The organism is Amycolatopsis sp. NPDC039088, from assembly GCF_055598845.1.
This window is the reverse complement of sequence record NZ_JBVKAE010000013.1, coordinates 84,278-102,846: the sequence shown is the minus strand read 5'-3', so window position 1 is coordinate 102,846 and position 18,569 is coordinate 84,278. Positions and strand designations below refer to the sequence as shown.

Annotated in this window: 19 protein-coding genes; 5 read left to right on the top strand and 14 right to left on the bottom strand. The window is 68.7% G+C overall.

Annotation, left to right across the window (positions count from 1 at the left end; genetic code table 11):
* The first annotated feature begins 77 nt into the window (after positions 1–77).
* Positions 78–1,925, top strand: a complete 1,848-nt coding sequence (locus tag ACZ7KI_RS18635; RefSeq protein WP_470274361.1) for a PPC domain-containing protein — start codon at positions 78–80, stop codon at positions 1,923–1,925.
* Here the strand turns inward: ACZ7KI_RS18635 and ACZ7KI_RS18630 are convergent.
* From ACZ7KI_RS18630 to ruvC, 8 genes are all read right to left on the bottom strand, one after another.
* Entirely contained in the window at positions 1,922–4,252 is a 2,331-nt protein-coding gene (locus ACZ7KI_RS18630; protein WP_470274360.1) for a RelA/SpoT family protein, read from the bottom strand. The two genes, ACZ7KI_RS18635 and ACZ7KI_RS18630, sit on opposite strands and share 4 nt — an antisense overlap.
* 78 nt (positions 4,253–4,330) lie before the next feature.
* Positions 4,331–4,849: an adenine phosphoribosyltransferase gene (locus tag ACZ7KI_RS18625; RefSeq protein WP_470274359.1), complete on the bottom strand. Its 519-nt coding sequence runs from the start codon at positions 4,847–4,849 to the stop codon at positions 4,331–4,333.
* 108 nt (positions 4,850–4,957) lie between these two features.
* Entirely contained in the window at positions 4,958–6,160 is a 1,203-nt protein-coding gene (gene secF, locus ACZ7KI_RS18620) for a protein translocase subunit SecF (RefSeq protein WP_470274358.1), read from the bottom strand.
* The gene (gene secD, locus ACZ7KI_RS18615; RefSeq protein WP_470274357.1) at positions 6,157–7,866 is read right to left on the bottom strand and encodes a protein translocase subunit SecD; all 1,710 of its coding nucleotides are present in this window, start codon (positions 7,864–7,866) and stop codon (positions 6,157–6,159) included. The genes secF and secD overlap by 4 nt, the downstream gene beginning before the upstream one ends.
* A gap of 232 nt (positions 7,867–8,098) precedes the next feature.
* A complete protein-coding gene (gene yajC, locus ACZ7KI_RS18610) occupies positions 8,099–8,506 on the bottom strand; it encodes a preprotein translocase subunit YajC (RefSeq protein ID WP_470274356.1) in 408 nt (135 codons plus the stop codon).
* 145 nt (positions 8,507–8,651) lie between these two features.
* Complete coding sequence (ruvB, locus tag ACZ7KI_RS18605; RefSeq protein WP_470274355.1) at positions 8,652–9,728, bottom strand: Holliday junction branch migration DNA helicase RuvB; 1,077 nt, start codon at positions 9,726–9,728, stop codon at positions 8,652–8,654.
* Between the two features lie 8 nt (positions 9,729–9,736).
* Positions 9,737–10,336: a Holliday junction branch migration protein RuvA gene (ruvA, locus tag ACZ7KI_RS18600; RefSeq protein WP_470274354.1), complete on the bottom strand. Its 600-nt coding sequence runs from the start codon at positions 10,334–10,336 to the stop codon at positions 9,737–9,739.
* Positions 10,333–10,932: a crossover junction endodeoxyribonuclease RuvC gene (gene ruvC, locus ACZ7KI_RS18595; protein ID WP_044854994.1), complete on the bottom strand. Its 600-nt coding sequence runs from the start codon at positions 10,930–10,932 to the stop codon at positions 10,333–10,335. Before ruvC ends, ruvA begins: the two co-directional genes overlap by 4 nt.
* A 77-nt stretch (positions 10,933–11,009) precedes the next feature.
* Between ruvC and ACZ7KI_RS18590 the strand changes: the two genes are divergently transcribed.
* Positions 11,010–11,456, top strand: a complete 447-nt coding sequence (locus tag ACZ7KI_RS18590; RefSeq protein ID WP_470274353.1) for a cupin domain-containing protein — start codon at positions 11,010–11,012, stop codon at positions 11,454–11,456.
* A 105-nt stretch (positions 11,457–11,561) separates the two neighbouring features.
* Here ACZ7KI_RS18590 and ACZ7KI_RS18585 read toward each other — a convergent pair whose 3' ends face one another.
* The 5 genes from ACZ7KI_RS18585 to ACZ7KI_RS18565 all read right to left on the bottom strand — a co-directional run bounded on the left by ACZ7KI_RS18585 (position 11,562) and on the right by ACZ7KI_RS18565 (position 14,677).
* Positions 11,562–12,092 carry a DUF4262 domain-containing protein gene (locus tag ACZ7KI_RS18585; RefSeq protein WP_470274352.1) on the bottom strand — a complete coding sequence of 177 codons (531 nt, stop codon included), beginning with the start codon at positions 12,090–12,092 and terminating at the stop codon, positions 11,562–11,564.
* 67 nt (positions 12,093–12,159) lie between these two features.
* Positions 12,160–12,909 (bottom strand): YebC/PmpR family DNA-binding transcriptional regulator, encoded by a 750-nt coding sequence (locus ACZ7KI_RS18580; protein WP_470226705.1) that lies wholly within the window; start codon positions 12,907–12,909, stop codon positions 12,160–12,162.
* Between the two features lie 51 nt (positions 12,910–12,960).
* Positions 12,961–13,590, bottom strand: a complete 630-nt coding sequence (pdxT, locus tag ACZ7KI_RS18575) for a pyridoxal 5'-phosphate synthase glutaminase subunit PdxT (RefSeq protein WP_470274351.1) — start codon at positions 13,588–13,590, stop codon at positions 12,961–12,963.
* A gap of 53 nt (positions 13,591–13,643) precedes the next feature.
* On the bottom strand, positions 13,644–13,964 hold the full coding sequence (locus ACZ7KI_RS18570; RefSeq protein WP_470274350.1) for an AzlD domain-containing protein: 321 nt from the start codon (positions 13,962–13,964) through the stop codon (positions 13,644–13,646).
* On the bottom strand, positions 13,964–14,677 hold the full coding sequence (locus tag ACZ7KI_RS18565) for an AzlC family ABC transporter permease (RefSeq protein ID WP_470274349.1): 714 nt from the start codon (positions 14,675–14,677) through the stop codon (positions 13,964–13,966). Before ACZ7KI_RS18565 ends, ACZ7KI_RS18570 begins: the two co-directional genes overlap by 1 nt.
* Before the next feature lie 68 nt (positions 14,678–14,745).
* Here ACZ7KI_RS18565 and ACZ7KI_RS18560 point away from each other — a divergent pair, with 68 nt between their 5' ends.
* Positions 14,746–15,312 carry a helix-turn-helix domain-containing protein gene (locus ACZ7KI_RS18560; RefSeq protein WP_470274348.1) on the top strand — a complete coding sequence of 189 codons (567 nt, stop codon included), beginning with the start codon at positions 14,746–14,748 and terminating at the stop codon, positions 15,310–15,312.
* A gap of 1 nt (position 15,313) precedes the next feature.
* Here the strand turns inward: ACZ7KI_RS18560 and ACZ7KI_RS18555 are convergent, their stop codons facing one another.
* On the bottom strand, positions 15,314–16,690 hold the full coding sequence (locus ACZ7KI_RS18555) for an APC family permease (RefSeq protein WP_470274347.1): 1,377 nt from the start codon (positions 16,688–16,690) through the stop codon (positions 15,314–15,316).
* Positions 16,691–16,839: 149 nt separating this feature from the next.
* On the opposite strand from ACZ7KI_RS18555, the gene ACZ7KI_RS18550 reads away from it, so the two are divergent.
* Both ACZ7KI_RS18550 and ACZ7KI_RS18545 read left to right on the top strand, forming a co-directional pair.
* Positions 16,840–17,451, top strand: coding sequence for a TetR/AcrR family transcriptional regulator (locus tag ACZ7KI_RS18550; protein WP_470274346.1), 612 nt, complete (start codon positions 16,840–16,842; stop codon positions 17,449–17,451).
* Positions 17,448–18,512, top strand: coding sequence for a DmpA family aminopeptidase (locus ACZ7KI_RS18545; RefSeq protein ID WP_470274345.1), 1,065 nt, complete (start codon positions 17,448–17,450; stop codon positions 18,510–18,512). Before ACZ7KI_RS18550 ends, ACZ7KI_RS18545 begins: the two co-directional genes overlap by 4 nt.
* Positions 18,513–18,569: the final 57 nt, after the last annotated feature.

Below are 18,569 nucleotides of genomic sequence, written 5' to 3'. Positions count from 1 at the left end.
CATGAGAACCCGAAAGGCGGCTTTCAACGCCTCCCCCCTGTGGTTTTCTGGTCGTCCAACGAGCTAGGGGGAACTCGATGGCGAAACGCGTGCTCGGAATTCTCGCGGCCACTCTGCTCACTTCGGCTTTGCTGAGCGGACAGTCGACGGCCGCGCCCGGACGTACCCAACCCGACCCGCTGCTGATGTTCCCTTCGCATTTCGGGACCGTCGACTGGGCGGCCGTCACCCGCGACCGGGCGGCGAAGAACATCGCCCGCTCCGAAGTGTCGGTTCAGAATCCCCTTCCGTACGCGGAAAAAGAGCAGGCCGGGACCAGCGGCGCCAACGACTCCCCCGCCACCGCCGAACACATCGCGGGCTTCGGGACGCAGCGCTCGAAGAACCCCAAGGTGCGGCTGACCGGCGACCTCAAACCCGATGCCTCGATCCCCACGCTGCCTCCGGCCGCCGAACCCGATGACTCTCTCGGTCTCGCGAGCGAAACCGGCGTCGGCGCCGATCGCCGGGCCGCCCGTACCAGCGGCGTCATCGGCGACGGCCCGTACGGCAGCGCCGGTGACGGCACGGGTGACTTCGACTTCTACCGGTTGAGCGCCGCGACGACTCCGGTGACGTTCTCGGCGCGGACCCTGACGCCGACCGGCGGCCTCGACACGTTCCTCGCGCTGTTCGACGTCGACGGCAACGTGTGGGCCGTCAACGACAACGCGAGCGGGTCGAGTGACTCCGCGCTCGCCTTCACCATCCCGCCGGGCCAGGAGTACTTCCTCATGGTGGGTTCAGGTCCCTTCGGCGTGCCTGGTGATCCCACGAAACCGGGTACCGGCAGCGGTGTCCAGACGGAGGGCCCGTACGACCTGGCGATCACCAGCGGCAAGAGCGGCGGCGACCTCGACTACTACTCGTTCGACCTGCGTGCCGGGGACGTGCTGGGCGCGTCGGTGGCAGGCGGCGGAACGCGGCTCGCGGTGCTCGACCCGGCCGGGCGGGAGGTGTTCGGCTCCTCGCAGGATTTCACCTTCATCTTCGCCTCCACTTCACCGATGCCCGGCGGGGGCAACGCCGTCGTCGACTTCGTGGCACCGAAGGACGGCCGGTACCGGCTCGGCGTCGAAGCGGGCGAAGGCGCGTACGACGTCAAACTCGAAGCGTTCCGGCCTGGCACGGAAACCGCCCCGCGCGGCAGCGTGCACACGATCTTCCTCGACTTCGACGGTGCCAGGGTCAACACGGCGGTCTTCGGTTCGGGCGGCGGGATCCGTGACCTCTCCCCGCTGTCCGCCTTCCTGCCGCGGTGGGGGCTCACCGCGGGCGACGAACGCGCGCTGACCGACGCGATCGTCGCCACCGTCAAGGAGAACCTCGAACGGGACCTGATCGCCAAGGGCACCAACCCGAGGTTCGCGCTGCGCGTTCTCGACAGCCGGGACCACGCCGATCCGTGGGGGCAGCCGAACGTCAGCCGGGTCGTCGTCGGCGGCACCGTCCTGGAGTCCGGTATCCAGACCATCGGCATCGCGCAGTCCATCGACGCGGGCAACTTCGGCAAGGAGGAGACCGCGCTGGTCCTGCTCGACGAGATCAGCCGTCCGGCCGGACCGGCGTGGTCGCTCAACACCTACCTCGGGCCGGACAGCGACAAGATCGCGTTCCTCGGCCGGGCGGTCGGCAACGTCACCAGCCACGAGGCCGGGCATATGTCGGGCAGCTGGCACACGAACCTCACCAACGACGTCCCCGGGATCATGGACCCCGGCGGGAATCCGGCCGCGATGTACGCGGTCGGTCCCGACGGCCGCGGCGGCACGGCCGACGACCCGGACCTCGACCTGGTCGAGGAGGAGATCAGCCCGGCCGAAGGCTTCACCGGGATCGAGGACACCCTCAACCGCAGTGCGTGGGCCTTCGTCCGCGGAACCTAGGAAGCCGAAGTCACCCGGTAGACGTCGTAGACGCCTTCGACACCTCGGACCACCTTCAACACGTGACCGAGGTGCTTCGGGTCGCCCATCTCGAAGGTGAACCTGCTGACCGCGACGCGGTCACGTGAGGTCGTCACCGACGCGGACAGGATGTTGACCTTCTCGTCCGCGAGGACCTTGGTGACGTCCGAGAGCAGGCGGTGCCGGTCCAGCGCTTCGATCTGGATCGCGACGAGGAACACCGACGAGGCTGATGGCGCCCACTCGACCTCCACGAGCCGCTCGGGCTGCGCGGTCAAGTCGTCGGCGTTGGTGCAATCCGTGCGGTGCACGCTGACCCCACCGCCGCGGGTAACGAAACCGAGGATCTCGTCGCCGGGCACCGGCGTGCAGCAGCGCGCGAGCTTGGCCCAGACGTCACCGGCTCCCTTCACCACGACGCCGACGTCGTTCGAGCCGCGGCGGCGGGTGACCGTGGACGGGGTCGCGCGCTCGGCGAGCTCCTCCTCCGCCTCGTCGACCCCGCCGATGAGGGCGACCAGCCGCTGTACGACGTGCTTCGCGCTGGTGTGGCCCTCGCCGACGGCCGCGTACAGGGAGCTGATGTCGGGGTGCCGGAGTTCGGTGGCGACCGCGCCCATGGAATCGGCGGAGACCAGCCGCTGGATCGGGAGACCGACCTTGCGGACCTCCTTGGTGATGGCCTCCTTGCCGCCTTCGATCGCCTCGTCGCGGCGTTCCTTGGCGAACCACTGGCGGATCTTCGCGCGCGCCTTGGGTGAACCGGCGAACTGCAGCCAGTCGCGGCTCGGGCCCGCCGTCTCGGCCTTCGAGGTGAAGATCTCGATGACCTCGCCGTTCTCGAGCTTGCGCTCGAGCGCGACGAGCCTGCCGTTGACGCGGGCGCCGATGCAGCGGTGCCCGACCTCCGTGTGCACGGCGTAGGCGAAGTCGACCGGGGTCGAATCGACCGGCAGCGTGATCACGTCACCCTTGGGCGTGAACACGAAGATCTCGCGCGAGGCGAGCTCGTAGCGCAGCGATTCGAGGAAGTCGCCAGGGTCCGCGGCTTCCCGCTGCCAGTCGAGGAGCTGACGCATCCACGCCATTTCGTCGACGTCCACGGCGTTCCCGTTGTGGGTGCCCTTGGTCTCCTTGTACCGCCAGTGCGCGGCGATGCCGTACTCGGCGGTGCGGTGCATCTCGTAGGTGCGGATCTGGACTTCCAGCGGTTTGCCGTCCGGTCCGATCACCGTCGTGTGCAGCGACTGGTACACGCCGAACCGCGGCTGCGCGATGTAGTCCTTGAACCGGCCGGGGACCGGCTGCCACAGCGCGTGGACGACACCCATCGCGGCGTAGCAGTCACGAACGTCCTCGACCAGGATCCGCACGCCGACCAGGTCGTGGATGTCGTCGAGGTCGCGCCCGCGGACGATCATCTTCTGGTGGATCGAGTAGTAGTGCTTCGGCCGTCCCTCGACCTTCGCGGTGATCCGCGAACCCTCCAGGTTGCTGGTCAGCTCGGTGATCACCGACCGCAGGTACGTGTCGCGCGAAGGCGCTCGATCGGCGACCAGCCGGACGATCTCGTCGTACTTCTTCGGCTGCAGGATGGCGAAGGCCAGATCCTCCAGCTCCCACTTGACCGTCGCCATGCCGAGCCGGTGCGCCAGCGGGGCGAGGACCTCCAGCGTCTCGCGCGCCTTGCGGGCCTGCTTCTCCGGCGGCAGGAAGCGCATCGTGCGCATGTTGTGCAGCCGGTCGGACAGCTTGATGACCAGCACCCGCGGGTCACGCGCCATCGCGATGACCATCTTGCGGATGGTCTCGGCCTCGGCCGCCGTGCCGAGCTTGACCTTGTCCAGCTTGGTGACGCCGTCGACCAGCTCACCGACCTTCTCGCCGAAGTCGGCCTTCAGGCTCTCCAGCGAGTAGCCGGTGTCCTCGACGGTGTCGTGCAGCAGTGCCGCGACCAGCGTCGTGGTGTCCATACCGAGTTCGGCGAGGATCGTCGCGACCGCGAGCGGATGTGTGATGTACGGGTCGCCGGACTTGCGCCGCTGATCGCGGTGAAGCTCCTCGGCGACGTCGTAAGCGCGCTGCAGCAGGGCGAGGTCGGCGTTGGGGTGCAGCTCGCGGTGGATGACGGCGAGCGGTTCGAGTACCTGCTTGACCGGCGCGGCACGCTGTGCGGTGATCCGGCGGGCGAGGCGGGCACGGACCCGGCGCGTCGCGGAGGGCGTGGGCGCGGCCCCCTGTCGCGACACACCGTTCTGCTCGGTGCCGTCCTTCGAGGACACCGCGGCATCGAGCTCTTGGCTCACCCGCACCTCCTGCGCTTCGTGCGGCCTTCGGACAACAAGAGTAGCCGCTCCCCCTCGCGGCCCACTTGGTACGCCCGGTCAACACACCCGGAGGGCCTCCACATGACGCCCTTCAAGCACGGAACGACCGCCGAGCCCGGCGAGTTCCATGACCACCGAAACGCCGGTGACCTGTGCTTTCGCGTCTTCCAGCAGTTTGCAGGTGGCCGCGACGGTGCCACCGGTGGCGAGCACGTCGTCGAGGATCGCGACACGCTGCCCTGGCTCGACGATCCCTTCGGGCAACTCGACGGTCGCCGTGCCGTATTCGAGCGCGTAATCGACCCGTCCCGCCACCCGGGGCAGCTTGCCGGGCTTGCGAACCAGCGCCACGCCGAGTCCACGGGAGTAGCCGACCGCGGCGGCCAGCAGGAAGCCGCGTGCTTCGACACCCGCGAGCAGGTCGACGTCGGGGCCGACGGTGGCCGCCAGCGCGTCGGTGACGGCCTTGAAGCCGGCGGCGTCGGCGAACAACGGGCTCAGGTCCCGGAACAGCACGCCGGGTTCCGGGAAGTCCGGCACCTCGGCGATCAGGTCGAGTGCCTTGTCCAGCTCCATGTACTTCCCTGCTCTCGTGTCGTGCGTCCGGGCTCTGAACGCTAGGAAAGGTCCCTTCATTGCAGAATTTGCAATGAAAGGACCTTTCCTAGCGCTTGAAACCCGGCTCTACCTCTTGCGCTTGCCGGACGGACGGCCCTTGTGGGCCTTCTGGTTCCGGGCCGGGACGCTCGCCGCGGCAGCGTACGCCTTCTCCTTGCGGAGTTCGGCTTCCAGCGCTTCTTCGTCGTTCGGGTCGAAGTCGTCGTCGCGCTCGGCGGCCTTGCGGGCCTGGTTCGCGCGCCGCGAAGCGACCCTGTCGGCCTGCTGACGGTACTTCGGGTCGCGCATCTTGAAGTCGACCAGCAGCGGCGTCGCCAGTGCGACCGACGACAGCACGCCGACCACGGTGCCGGTGAGCTGCACCAGCGCAAGCTCCTGCAGCGTGCCGGAGCCGAGCAGGATGTAGCCGATCACCAGCAGGCCGAGGATCGGCAGCGCCGCGATCAAGGACGTGTTGAACGAACGCATCAGCGTCTGGTTCAGCGCCAGGTTCGCCGCCTCGCCGTAGGTCCGGCGGGTCAGTCCGAGCAGGCCGCGCGTGTTCTCGCGGACCTTGTCGAACACCACCACCGTGTCGTACAGCGAGAAGCCGAGGATCGTCAGCAGACCGATCACGGTCGCCGGCGTGACCTCGAAGCCGATCAGCGAGTACACACCCGCCGTCACCACGATGTCGTTCAGCAGGGTGACCAGTGCCGCGGCCGCCATCCGTGGGTCGAAGTACAACGCCAGGAACAACGTGACCGCCAGCAGGAAGACCCCGAGCGCGATCAGCGCCTGCCGGGAGATCTCCCCACCCCAGGACGCGCTCACGGCGCTGTCACTGATGGCCTGGACGCTGGGCTGTCCGTTGGTCCCGATCGGGCCCAGCTGCTCGAACAGCGCCTGCTTCACCTTGGCGACCTGGGCCGAGTCCAAGGTGTCCGACCGAAGCTGGATGGTCGACGAAACCCCGCTGCCGACCTTCTGCGCCTCGTCGGCGGGCTTGCCGAGCGCGTCGGCGAAGACCTCCCTGGCCCGCTCTTCGGTGATCTGCCCGCTCTTGCCGTTGGCGGGCAGCTGGATCTGGGTGCCGCCCTCGAAGTCGATGCCGAAGTTGAAGCCCTTGACCCCCATCGAGGCGATGCACACCAGGACCAACGCGCCGAAGAAGAGGTACCAGCGCTTGCGCTTGCCGACCACGTCGAACGCGCCGGTGCCCACGTAAAGGCGGTGGAAGACGCTCTCGCGCTTGCCCGCGGTGGTGTTCTGGTCGTCGACCACGGTCACGCCTCCTTGACGTTCGGGCGGCCGGAGGCGGTACGAGCCGCGGCCTTGCGCTCCGAACCCAGCTGCTGCACGGCTCCGAGGCCGAGATTCTTGGGGTTGGACAGGAACTTCGACTTGGACCGGGACACCATCGCGACCAGCGGATGCGTCACGAGGTAGACCACGACGAGGTCGAGGACCGTCGACATGCCGAGGGTGAACGCGAAGCCCTTCACGTCACCGACGGCCAGCAGGTAGAGGATCGCCGCGGCGAGGAAGCTGACCGCGTCCGACGCGAGGATCGTGCGCTGGGCACGGGACCAGCCTCGCGGGACCGCGGACCGGAACGTCCTGCCTTCCCGGATCTCGTCCTTTAGTCGTTCGAAGTAGATGACGAACGAGTCCGCGGTGATACCGATCGCGATGATCAGACCGGCGACGCCCGCGAGGTCGAGGGTGTACCCGATCCACCGCCCCAGGAGCACCAGGACCGCGTACACCAGCGAGAAGGCCAAAACCAGCGACAGGATCGTGAGCACACCGAGCAGCCGGTAATAGAACAGGCAGTAGATGAAGACGATCAGCAGACCGGCGCCACCGGCGATGAGGCCCGCCTGCAGCGAGGCGAGACCCAGGGTGGCGGACACCGTGGTCGCGTCCGAGGACTCGAACGACAGCGGCAGCGAGCCGTACTTCAGCACGTCCGCCAGTTCCTTCGCCTCGGTCTGGCTGAACCGGCCGGTGATCTGCGTCTGGCCGCCGAGGATCGCGGACTGGATGGTCGGCGCGGAGACGACCTGCGTGTCGAGGACGAACGCGGCCTGCTTCTGGGTGTTCTTCGCGGTGAAGTCGCCCCAGATCCGGGAACCGTCGCTCTTGAAGTTCAGGTTGACGACCCACTGGGAGTTCTGCGTGTCGTAACCCGAGGAGGCGTCGGAGATCTCCGTCCCGGGGAGGAACTCCGGCTCCAGCAGGTACTTCATCGTGTTCTTGTCACCGCAGGCGACCAGCGGCTTGTCGGTGAGGTCGTTGCCGACCAGCGGATCCGACACGTTGGGCGCGCAGTTCAGCGACGCGAAGGCCTTCTCGGCGGCCGCGGCCTGCTTCGCCTGGTCCGTCGACATCAGATCGGGGTTCTGCCGGACACTCCGGGCTTCCTCGATCTCCTTCTTGGTCTGCTCGTCGGCGTTGTCGCCCGGCTGCTGCTGCGGCGCGGCGGCGGCGCCACCGCCGCCGTTGGCCGGGCTGCTCGGCGGAGCGCTCGACGCGGCCGGAGCGCCCGATGACGGCGGAGCCGACGAAGGCGCGCCTGACGCGGGCGGGGCCGACGGCGGCGCGACCGGGGTCACCGGCTGCGACGTCACGACCTTCCGGAAGCCCAGCTTCGCGGTCTTGCCAAGGGACTTGGCCTGGTCGCCCTGCTCGCCGGGAACGGTGATCACGACGTTGCTGCCGTCGAGGACGACCTCGGTGCCGCCGACGCCGATACCGTTGACCCGGCGCTCGATGATCGAGCGGGCCTGTTCGAGGGGCTCTCGCGGAGGGTCGCCGCCGTCGGGATTACGGGCGGTCAGGGTGACCCTCGTGCCGCCTTGCAGATCGATGCCGAGTTTCGGCGTCGGCTTGCCGCTACCGGTGAAGAACACCAGGGCGTACAGCGCCACCACGATCAGGGCGAAGAAGGCGAGATAGCGTCCCGGGCGGAGATGCCCGGCCGGTGCGGCCACTGTGCTTCGGTCTCCTCGGACGGACTGGGTGTTCCCCAATGGACTTGGCTGTTCACTCACCGGACGGGAGTCCGGCGGTACCGCGAACGTGCCTCGACGACGGTGCCCGATGAACGGGCACGACTATGACGACGGACACGCACGCAGCACCGAGACACTACTCGGTGCTGCGTGAGCCCGGCGTTGCCCCCGCACCTACGAAAGTCTGGTGTCGGGGATGGCCTTACAACCGCTACTTCTTGCCGTGCTCCAGCGGAGGAGCGATCTGCGCACCCGACTTCTCCTCGACGCGCTCGTCATCCTTCGACTCGACGATCGGGGCCTCGACGACCTCGTCGGCGTCCACGACGTCGGTGGTGTCTTCGTCGGTCTCGACAACCGGCTCCACCTTCTCGCGGACGGCCTGGCGCAGCCAGGTGGTCACGACACCGGGGGCGATCTCGAGGTCGATCGTGGTGTCGGCGGAGGCATCGGCGACAGACGCGTAGAGACCGGAGGTGGTCATCACCCGGTCACCGGGAGCGAGGCTCGAGAGCAGCTCCTGCTGCGCTGCCGCCGCCTTCTTCTGCTTACGGGTGCCCATGACGAGCGGAATCGCCACAACGAGCATCAGGAGCAGCGGCAGCAATAACTGGTTCATGATTCTCCATTTCGAGCGGACGCCGCGCGGTGCGCTGTTTTGTCCGATTTGGCGGGGTGTGCTCTACCCGAGTGTGCCAGGTGCCAGCGGAAACTCCACCACCACCCGTCGCCACCACGGGCCCCGTACCGCGTGCACGGTCCGGTCAGTCCTGGTCGAACAGGGTCGGGCCGCCCTGATCGCCGCGCGTGGCACCGGCCGGAGCCGTCAGTCCGAGGTGTTCCCAAGCGGCCGCTGTGGCGACCCGGCCGCGAGGAGTGCGGGCGAGCATACCGGCGCGGACCAGGTAAGGCTCACACACCTCTTCGACGGTGGTCGGTTCTTCCCCCACCGCGACGGCCAGTGTCGACACGCCGACCGGACCGCCGCCGAAGGACCGCACCAGTGCCGTCAGCACCGCGCGGTCGAGCCGGTCGAGGCCGAGTTCGTCGACGTCGTAGACCTCCAGCGCGGCTCGCACGACCTTGCGCGTGGCATTCCCGTCCGCGCGGACCTCGGCGTAGTCGCGGACCCGGCGAAGCAACCTGTTCGCGATCCGGGGTGTCCCCCGGGAGCGACGCGCGATCTCGGCGCAGCCATCGCGGTCGATGGGGATGTCCAGGATCGTCGCCGCCCGGCGGACGACGAGTTCGAGTTCGCTGTCGGTGTAGAACTCCATCTGGCCGGTGAAACCGAACCGGTCGCGCAGCGGGCCGGTCAGTGCACCGGACCGCGTGGTGGCCCCGACCAGTGTGAACGGCGCGATCTCCAGCGGGATGCTGGTCGCGCCGGGCCCCTTGCCGACGACGACGTCGACGCGGAAGTCCTCCATCGCGAGGTACAGCATTTCCTCGGCGGGGCGGGCGATGCGGTGGATCTCGTCGATGAACAGGACGTCGCCGGGCGCCAGGTTGGACAGCATCGCGGCGAGGTCGCCGGCGCGTTCCAGCGCCGGGCCGGAGGTGATCCGGATGGCGGCGTTGAGTTCGGCGGCGACGATCATCGCCATACTCGTCTTGCCGAGTCCGGGCGGTCCGGAGAGCAGGACGTGATCCGGCGGGACCCCTCGGCGGCGCGCGCTCTCCAAGACGAGTTCGAGCTGTTCGCGTACCCGCGGCTGGCCGACGAACTCGTCGAGTTTGCGCGGGCGCAGTGTCGTCTCGACCTCGCGTTCGCCGGTCTGCGGCAGCGCCGAAAGCGTCTCTTCCTCGGCGTCGAAATCGGTCACGGCCTCATAGTCCATGTGGCCTGTTACCGCTTACGCCCGAGGGTGGCCAACGCGGCACGCAGCACGGAGGACGTCGTGTGCCCGTCGCCCTCGCTGAGTACCTTGTCGACGGCCTGTTCGGCCTGTTTGGCCGGGAAACCGAGGCCGGCTAGCGCTTCGACGACCTCGCCGCGGAGCACGCCGGGCGCGGTGACCACCGGGGAGCCGTCGGTCGGGCCGGCGAGGGCGGTGACCTTGTCGCGCAGTTCGAGGGTGAGCCGCTCGGCGCCCTTGCGGCCGATGCCGGGAACCTGGGTCAGCACGGTGATGTTGCCTTCGACCAGCGCCGACCGCAGTTTGTCCGGATCGAGCACCGCCAGCGTCGCCAGCGCGAGCCGCGGCCCGATCCCCGAGACCGTCTGCAGGAGGCCGAACAGCTCGCGGGCGTCGGCGTCGGCGAAACCGAACAGCGTCAAGGAATCCTCGCGGACCACGAGCGCGGTGTGCAGCATCGCCTCTTCTCCGCGGCGAAGCGTCGCGAGAGTGGCGGGCGTGGCCTGCACGGCGAAGCCGACTCCCCCGACCTCGATCACCACGTGGTCGAGGCCGATGGAGAGGATTTCTCCGCGTACCGAGGAGATCATCGAGCCGCTCCCTGCGTCTTTGCTTCGTGTTGTTTGGCGCGCTGTGCCGCGGCGGCAAGCCTGGCCTTGTGGTTCTTGGCGATCTCGGCCGCCCTGGCCTCGGCTTCGGCGAGGCGGACCCGCATCGGTTCGCGCCAGAGGTGGCAGATGGCGAGCGCGAGCGCGTCCGCGGCGTCCGCCGGATGCGGTTTGACCTCGAGGCCGAGCAGTCGCATGACCATACCGGTGACCTGTGCCTTGTCCGCACGGCCGGAGCCGGTGACGGCGGCCTTGACCTCACTCGGCGTGTGGAACACGACCGGCAGACCGCGCCGGGCAGCCGCGAGCGCGACGACCCCGCCCGCCTGCGCGGTGCCCATCGCGGTGCGCACGTTGTGCTGCGCGAAAACCCGTTCCACGGCGACCGCTTCGGGCTTGTAGCGATCCATCCACCGCTCGACGGCGTCGGAGATCCCCAGCAGGCGCACGGAAAGGTCGGCGTCCGGCGAGGTCCGCACGACGTCGACGGCCACCGCGCGGACGGTGCGGCCCGTGCCGCCGTCGACCACGCCGAGTCCGCACCTGGTCAGACCGGGGTCGACCCCGAGTACCCGCACGCGTTTCCCTCCGCCGTTCCCACGAACATCCGTTCGAGCCTGAGGCTACCCGGAGCGATCGACGGCAGGATGAAGACATGCCGAGCCTCGACGAGTTCACCGTTCATCTGGGCCTCCAGCCGCTGCCCGTGGAAGGTGGCCGCTGGGCGCAGAGCTGGCGCGACGAAACCGCGTCGGCGATCTACTACCTGCTCGCGCCACCGGAAACGTCCGCGCCGCACCGGCTGGACCGGCTGGAGATCTACGCCCATCACGCGGGCGCGCCGGTCCGGATGCTGCTGCTGTTCCCGGACGGCCGGATCTCCCGGCCGGTACTGGGGCCGGACGTCGCGGCCGGTCAGCGGCCGCAGGTGGTGGTGCCTGCCGGGGTGTGGCAGGCGTCGGTGAGTACCGGTGAGTGGAGCCTGCTCGGGACCGTGGTGGTGCCGCCCTATACGGACGACTGCGTGGAATTCCGGTCGGCTTCGGCGCTGGCCGCGGAGTGGCCGGAGGCCGCCGAAGACCTGGCGCCTTGGCGCGTTTAGTCCTCTGAATGCGCCGGGTGGGAGCCGGTCCCGAACGCCATGAAAGGTCCTTTCCTTGCGAAATTTGCAAGGAAAGGACCTTTCATAGCACGCTCAGCCGCAGCATCAGGGGCCGTCGACGCCCGGCGTCCAGCTCTCCGGATCGCCGGATTCGGTCAGCACCGGCTGGTACCGCGCGAAGCCCTCCGGCGCGTCCGGGTGCCAGGGGAAGTGCCCGTCCGGCGTGGCGACGATCAGCTGCAGCGCCGGGAAGTCCCCGTCCGGGTAGATCAGGAACGCGCTCCCGAAGTACTCGGGATAGTGCCCCTTCGCGACCCGTTCGAAGACCACCGGCGCGCCCTCGAAGAAATCGTCGTAGCGCTTGCCGACCTCGAAGATCTCACCGTTGGCCGCGCGGTCGACGTAGGCGTCGAGCAGGACCGGCCCCATCTGCCCGGGCAGCCCGATCACGACCGCTTCCGCGACGCTGTGCAGTGCCCAGGCGCACGCGGTGAAGCAGAAGCCCGCTTCTTCCTCGTCACCCGCGACCGCGATGACCGCGTTTCCTCTCGCCTTCGCCTGCGACTCGATCCAGTGGATGAGTTCGGTTTCTTCGGCGGTGAGGGCGTCGGCTTCGGAGGTCGTCACGCGCGACATTCTGCCCCACGTCCGCGCCCGCACCTAGCCCCGGGACGAATTTTCCGCGGCATGACTGGAAAAACGATCAGCCGACCTCTGCCATGACCTCGTCGGACACGTCGAAGTTCGCGTAGACGTTCTGCACGTCGTCGCAATCCTCGAGCGCGTCGATGAGCTTGAAGACCTTCTTCGCGCCTTCGACGTCCAGCGGGACACTGACCGACGGCAGGAAGGTGAGATCCGCGGACTCGTACTCGAAACCGGCTTCCTGCAAGGCTTTCCGGACCGGGACGAGGTCGGTGGCCTCGGAGACGATCTCGAAGTTCTCGTCGAGGTCGTTGACCTCTTCGGCGCCCGCGTCGAGCACGGCCATGAGGACGTCGTCCTCGGCGGCGTCACCCTTGGGCATGATCACGACGCCCTTGCGGTTGAACATGTAGGCGACCGAACCCGGGTCGGCGAGGGAGCCGTTGTTCCGGGTGAGGGCGGTCCGTACCTCCATGGCGGCGCGGTTCTTGTTGTCGGTGAGGCATTCGATCAGCACGGCCACACCGTTCGGGCCGTAGCCTTCGTAGGTGATGGTCTGCCAGTCGGCGCCACCGGCCTCTTCACCGGCGCCGCGTTTGCGGGCGCGCTCGATGTTGTCCTGCGGGACCGAGTTCTTCTTCGCCTTCTGGATGGCGTCGTAGAGCGTCGGATTGCCATCCGGGTCGCCACCGCCGGTCCGTGCCGCCACCTCGATGTTCTTGATCAACCGGGCGAAGAGCTTGCCGCGCTTCGCGTCCAGGTTGGCCTTCTTGTGCTTCGTGGTGGCCCACTTGGAGTGGCCGCTCATCTCTCCTCCATCTACTCCTGTGCCCGCCGCTGAGCACAGTGTCGGTTTTGCTTAAGCCTGCCGCACGAGGTCGACGAACAGCCTGTGCACGCGTTCGTCCCCGGTGAGTTCGGGATGGAACGACGTGGCGAGTACCGCCCCCTGCCGGACCGCGACGATCCTAGCGGCCGCGTCGTCAGAGCCCGGTATTTCGGGGACACTGGCGAGTACTTCCACCCCGTCGCCCGCCTTCTCCACCCACGGGGCGCGGATGAACACAGCGTGCACCGGGCCGCCTTCGATACCGGTGAAGTCGAGGTCGGCTTCGAACGAGTCGACCTGCCGCCCGAACGCGTTGCGCCGGACGACGACGTCGAGACCGCCGAGTTGCCGCTGGTCAGGCCGTCCGTCGAGGGCCTGGCGGGCAAGCAGGATCATCCCGGCACAGGAACCGAACGCGGGCAGTCCGTCCGCGATGCGTTCCTGCAGGGGTTCGAGCAGTTCGAAGCTCTCCAGGAGCCTCGACATGGTGGTCGATTCGCCACCCGGCAGCACCAGACCGTCCACTTCGGACAGTTCGCTCGCGCGGCGGACGGGCAGCGCGCGGGCGCCCGCGCGCTCCACCATCGCGGCGTGCTCCCGCACGTCACCTTGCAGTGCGAGCACGCCGACCACCGGCCGTGCCCCCGTCGCGATCGCCACTCGACCTCCCGAAAGACCTTCCCCCAGCTTAGGCGTCCCGGGGAACGGCCAGGTCAGGGGACCCCGGCGAGCCGCAGGAGAGCCGCGGTCGCGGCGGCCGCGACGACGACCAGCGCGAACGGCGCCTTGCGCCAGGCGAGCACGCCGCCGACCAGGACACCGGCGGGCCGGGCGTAGCCGGCGAACTCGTGTCCCTCGGTCAGCGCGGCGACCGCGACCAGCGCGGCCAGCAGGACGACGGCCGAGCGCGTCATCAGCTTCTCGGCCTTGGGCGATACCGTGAACCGTGCCTTCAGCACCGGTCCGGCGAAGCGGAAGGCGAAGGTCCCGACGGCGAGCACTCCGCCCGCGATGATCAGTTCCAGCGGGTCCATCAGTGCACTCCCTCGGGTTCACGCTCGGCGGGTTCCTTCGCGGCGATACCGACCAGTACGCCGACCAGCGCGAGCAGCACCGGCAGACCGGCGGGCAGGAACGGCGTCGTGGCCAGCGCGACGGCCACCCCCAGGAACACGGGTAGCCGGGCGGCCCGGTCCCGCAACGACGGCAGGACCAGCGCGAGCAGGACCGCGGGGAAGGCCGCGTCGAGGCCGAACGCGTCGGTGTCGCTGATCGCGGTCCCGGCGTACGCACCGGCGAGGACGCCGATGTTCCAGCACACGAACAGCCCGATCCCGCAGACCCAGTACGCGGCGCGGCGCCGGTTCTCGTCGCGCTGGGCCAGCGCGAACGCTACCGATTCGTCGATCATGAGATGACTGCCGACGAGCCTCGACGACCAGCGCTTCCCCAGGACGTCGCCGATCGCGAAGCCGAACGGCAGGTGCCGCGCGTTGGCCAGCAGGCCAGCCGCGACGGCCGCGACCGGGCTGCCACCGGCGGCGATGATGCCGACGAACATGAACTGCGAGGCACCGGCGAAGACGAGCACCGAAAGCAGCATCGGCGCCCAGATCGGGAAGCCAGAGCTCACCGCGATCGCACCGTAGGAGATGCCGACAATGGTGTCGGCGAGGCAGACCAGCCCGATGTCACGGAGAAGATCGCGCCCCAGGACACGAGTGGTTGTTCGCCATATCGAACGCATAGCGTCATACAATGAACGAACGCCACCGTGTTCGTCAAGGCGAACGCAACGACCGATGGAGCGAACGCATGTCCCCGACCGCGTCCGACGGCGCACCACTGGACGTCATCGCCACGTCCCTGCGCCGGGAACGTGCCCGCACCGGGCTGTCCCTCACCGAGGTCGCCAAACGCGCCGGAATCGCGAAGTCGACGCTCTCCCAGCTGGAGTCCGGGACCGGGAACCCGAGCGTCGAAACGATCTGGGCGTTGTGCGTCGCCCTCGACATCCCGTTCTCGCGGGTGGTCGAACCCGAACGTCCCCGCGTGCAGGTCATCCGCTCGGGCAGCGGGCCGACCGTGTTCGCCGAACACGCCGACTACGCGTGCACGCTGCTCAGTTCCTGCCCGCCCGGTGCCCGGCGCGACGTGTACCTGATTCGCGCCGAGCCCGGGAAGCCCCGGCTTTCGGATCCGCATATGAGCGGCATCGTCGAGCACATCGTCCTCAGCGCGGGCCGCGCCAAGGTCGGGCCGCGGGACGAGCCGGTCGAGCTGATGCCCGGTGACTACATCTGTTACCCCGGCGACGTGCCGCATATCTTCGAGGCGCTCGAACCGGGAACCTACGGCGTGGAGATCGCGGAGTACACCTGATTCAGGCAGGCTCCTCGGTCTTCTCTTCGGTGACATCGGCGAGCTTCCAGCCGCCCTTCCGCCGGAGCACGAAGACGTAGTACGCGATCGACAGCAGGGCGACGCAGGCCGTGACGATCAGGCTCGGCCTGCCCACCGCCGGGTCGAGCAGGTTCTGGTAGACCACGAACACCAGGACGGCGAGTGCCAGCACCGGCACGACCGGGAACCAGGGCATCCGATACTCGGCGTGCGCGGTGGCGCCCGTGCGGCGGCCGACGATCGCGCCGAGGCACAGCGCCGCGTAGACCGCCACGATCGACGTGCTCGTCACCACCAGCAGCAGTTTCGGGTCGACGAAGCACAGCAGCGCGGCTACAAGTCCGGTGCCGACGGTGGCCACCCACGGCGTCCCGAACCTCGGATGCACCGCGGACAGCGCGCGGTTGACCGGTGATGGCCACGCGCGGTCGCGGCCGCTGCTGAACAGCATCCGCGAGCTGATCAGCACGATCGCCAGCACCGCGTTGATGATCGCGAGCGCGATCGCCAAGCCGAGCACGGTGTCGAGCGTTTTGCCGCCACGCGAGTCGATGAAGTAGGACAGCATGTTCCCCGAAGCGAACAGCGCGGTCAGATCGGGCGCGCCGAGCAGCACGGCGGTCACCGGGACCAGTTCGGCGAGCACCGTGATGCCGAGCGCGAACAGGATCGCGCGGGCGATCCCGCGGGAGGCGTCCTGCGTCTCCTCGCCGAAGTACACCGCCGAGCCGTAGCCGTTGTAGGCGAAGATCGCGACCGAGGTGGCGATCGCGATGGCGCCGACCGTGGCCGGGCCGCCGTCCGGGGCGACCGGATGCGCGAGCAGTTCGCCGAACGAACGCGCCGGATTCAGCAGGCCGAGCGCGCTGACCACGATCAGCGCGAGGATCTCGATCGCCAGGAAGATCCCGGTGACCCAGGCGTTGAGCTTGATGTCGAACACCCCGACGACGGCCGCGACCACGCAGGTCACCGCCGCGATCAGCGGGCCCGGCACCCCGGGTATCAGCACCCCGAGGTAGGTGCCGACGCCGAGCGCGATCACCGCGACGATGAGCACCTGGGTGATGATCATCAGACCCAGTACGGCGAACCCCGGCAGCCTGCCGAGGGTGCGGGTGACGATCGCGTACTCCCCGCCTGCCAGCGGGAACGCCGACGCGAGTTCGGCGTAGACGAAGGCCATGAACACGCCGACGACCGCGGCGGCCACGAAGCTGTAGAAGGCGCCCGTACCGGCGCCGGAGACGACTCCCGGCGCGATGATGAAGACCGACGAGGCCGGGCTGATCGCGGAGAGCGTGATGAGCAGCGTGCCGAGGGTGCGCAGACCGCGGCGAAGTGCGGGAGTGGACACGGCCGACCTCCAGTGGGGGCGGGAATCGGTTCTTTGAGTCTCCTTCGAAAAACTGTTGAGCACGCATCAAAGGCTCTTCTCGTTGTGACGTCAAGAGGCGATCCGGATCCGGGGTTGCGTTTTTCGAACAAGATTCGAAGAATGGAGCCATGGCGAGACCGAGCAAGGCACCGGAACGACGAGCCGAGCTGATCGAGGTGGCGAGACGTGCCGTCCTCGAACGCGGGGTGCTGAATCTGCGGCTGCGGGACATCGCCGACGGCGCGGGCATGTCGTCCGGATCGATCCTGTACTACTTCCCCACCCTCGACGACCTGCTCCAAGAGGTGCAGCGGGAGGCGGTGGCGCGCTTCTGCTCGGCGAGGGAGCAGGCCGCCGCCGCGAAGACGGATCCGGCGGAGCGGCTGCGCTCGATGATCCGCAGTGGCCTGCCGACCGGCCCGGACGACGAACTCTGCGTGCTGCTCTACGAACTCGGCACCATCGCCCGGCGCGATCCCGTGTACGCGGCACGCCACATCACGCTCTTCGAACAACAGGTGCGGATCTACACCGGCATCCTCGAAGCCGGCGCGGCCACCGGCGAGTTCACCCTGACCGCGGACGCGGTGTCGATCGCGCGGAACCTGGTCGCACTGGAGGACGGCTACGGCCTGCACCTCACCCAGGCCGTGCCGACGCTGGAAGCCGCCACCGCCGAAGCGATGTTGCTCTCCTACGCCCGCACCGCCACCGCACACCCCTTGGAGGAAAAGTCATGACCCGCGCCCGCGACCTGGGTATCCCCCTGCCCGGCCGGACCGGCGAGCACAACGCGCTCACCGACGTCCCCGGAGTCGAAGTCGGGTTCACGACGCTCGTCGAGGGCGACTCGGTACGCACCGGTGTCACCGCCGTCCTGCCGCGCGGCCGCGAGGATTTCGCCGTGCCGTGCGCGGCCGGGACCTACGCCCTCAACGGCAACGGCGAGATGACCGGAACCGCTTGGCTCGCCGAGACCGGATCGCTGACCCTGCCGGTGCTGATCACTTCGACGCACGCTGTCGGCCCGTGCCACCGCGGCGTGATCGACTGGGTGGTCCGCGAACGGCCCGACGTGGCCGCGGAATGGCTACTGCCGGTGGTCGCCGAAACCTGGGACGGCTACCTGAACGACAGCACCGCGCCGACGATCCACAGTGGACACGCCGTCGCCGCGATCGACGCCGCGCGAGGCGGTGCGCTCGACGAGGGTTCCGTCGGCGGCGGGACCGGGATGACCTGCTACGGCTTCAAGGGCGGCACCGGCACGGCCTCGCGCCTGGTGTCCTATGGGGACGACGAGTACACCGTCGGTGTGTTGGTACAGGCCAACTTCGGCTCGCGCCGCGAACTCACCGTCGCCGGCGAACCGGTCGGGCTCGAACTGGGCGAGGACAACCCGATGGAGGAGGCCTGGACGGCGCCGTCGGGCGCGGGGTCGGTGATCGTGATCGTGGGCACCGACGCTCCTTTGCTGCCCGGCCAGTGCACTTCGCTCGTCCGCCGGGTCCCGCTGGGTCTCGCCCGGACCGGCACCACGGGCTCACATTTCTCCGGTGATCTCTTCCTCGCCTTCAGCACGGCGAACCCGGGCGCGCTCACCAGCCGGTTCCCTCGCACCGAGGAGGCCGAGTACGAGAGCCTCCGGTTCGTTCCGTGGGGCAGGCTCGACCCGTTCTTCGAAGCCGTGGTGCAGGCGACCGAAGAGGCGGTGCTCAACGCGCTCTTCGCGAACGAGGAGATGACCGGCCACCGAGGTCACCGGGTCCCCGCACTCCCGACTTCACGTTGGCGCCCCTGACCCCTCGCATTTCGTCCTCTGAATGCGGTAGTTGCGTGTGCAAGGACCGCATTCAGA

Coding starts and splice junctions, on each gene's coding strand:
- ACZ7KI_RS18560 (WP_470274348.1), top strand. CDS start 14,746: ATGTCCCCGACCGCGTCCGACGGCGCACCACTGGACGTCATCGCCACG.
- ACZ7KI_RS18580 (WP_470226705.1), bottom strand. CDS start 12,909: ATGAGCGGCCACTCCAAGTGGGCCACCACGAAGCACAAGAAGGCCAAC.
- ruvB (WP_470274355.1), bottom strand. CDS start 9,728: ATGGACTATGAGGCCGTGACCGATTTCGACGCCGAGGAAGAGACGCTT.
- ACZ7KI_RS18625 (WP_470274359.1), bottom strand. CDS start 4,849: ATGGAGCTGGACAAGGCACTCGACCTGATCGCCGAGGTGCCGGACTTC.
- ACZ7KI_RS18545 (WP_470274345.1), top strand. CDS start 17,448: ATGACCCGCGCCCGCGACCTGGGTATCCCCCTGCCCGGCCGGACCGGC.
- ACZ7KI_RS18590 (WP_470274353.1), top strand. CDS start 11,010: ATGCCGAGCCTCGACGAGTTCACCGTTCATCTGGGCCTCCAGCCGCTG.
- yajC (WP_470274356.1), bottom strand. CDS start 8,506: ATGAACCAGTTATTGCTGCCGCTGCTCCTGATGCTCGTTGTGGCGATT.
- ACZ7KI_RS18570 (WP_470274350.1), bottom strand. CDS start 13,964: ATGGACCCGCTGGAACTGATCATCGCGGGCGGAGTGCTCGCCGTCGGG.
- ruvA (WP_470274354.1), bottom strand. CDS start 10,336: ATGATCTCCTCGGTACGCGGAGAAATCCTCTCCATCGGCCTCGACCAC.
- ACZ7KI_RS18635 (WP_470274361.1), top strand. CDS start 78: ATGGCGAAACGCGTGCTCGGAATTCTCGCGGCCACTCTGCTCACTTCG.
- ACZ7KI_RS18585 (WP_470274352.1), bottom strand. CDS start 12,092: ATGTCGCGCGTGACGACCTCCGAAGCCGACGCCCTCACCGCCGAAGAA.
- ACZ7KI_RS18550 (WP_470274346.1), top strand. CDS start 16,840: ATGGCGAGACCGAGCAAGGCACCGGAACGACGAGCCGAGCTGATCGAG.
- ACZ7KI_RS18565 (WP_470274349.1), bottom strand. CDS start 14,677: ATGCGTTCGATATGGCGAACAACCACTCGTGTCCTGGGGCGCGATCTT.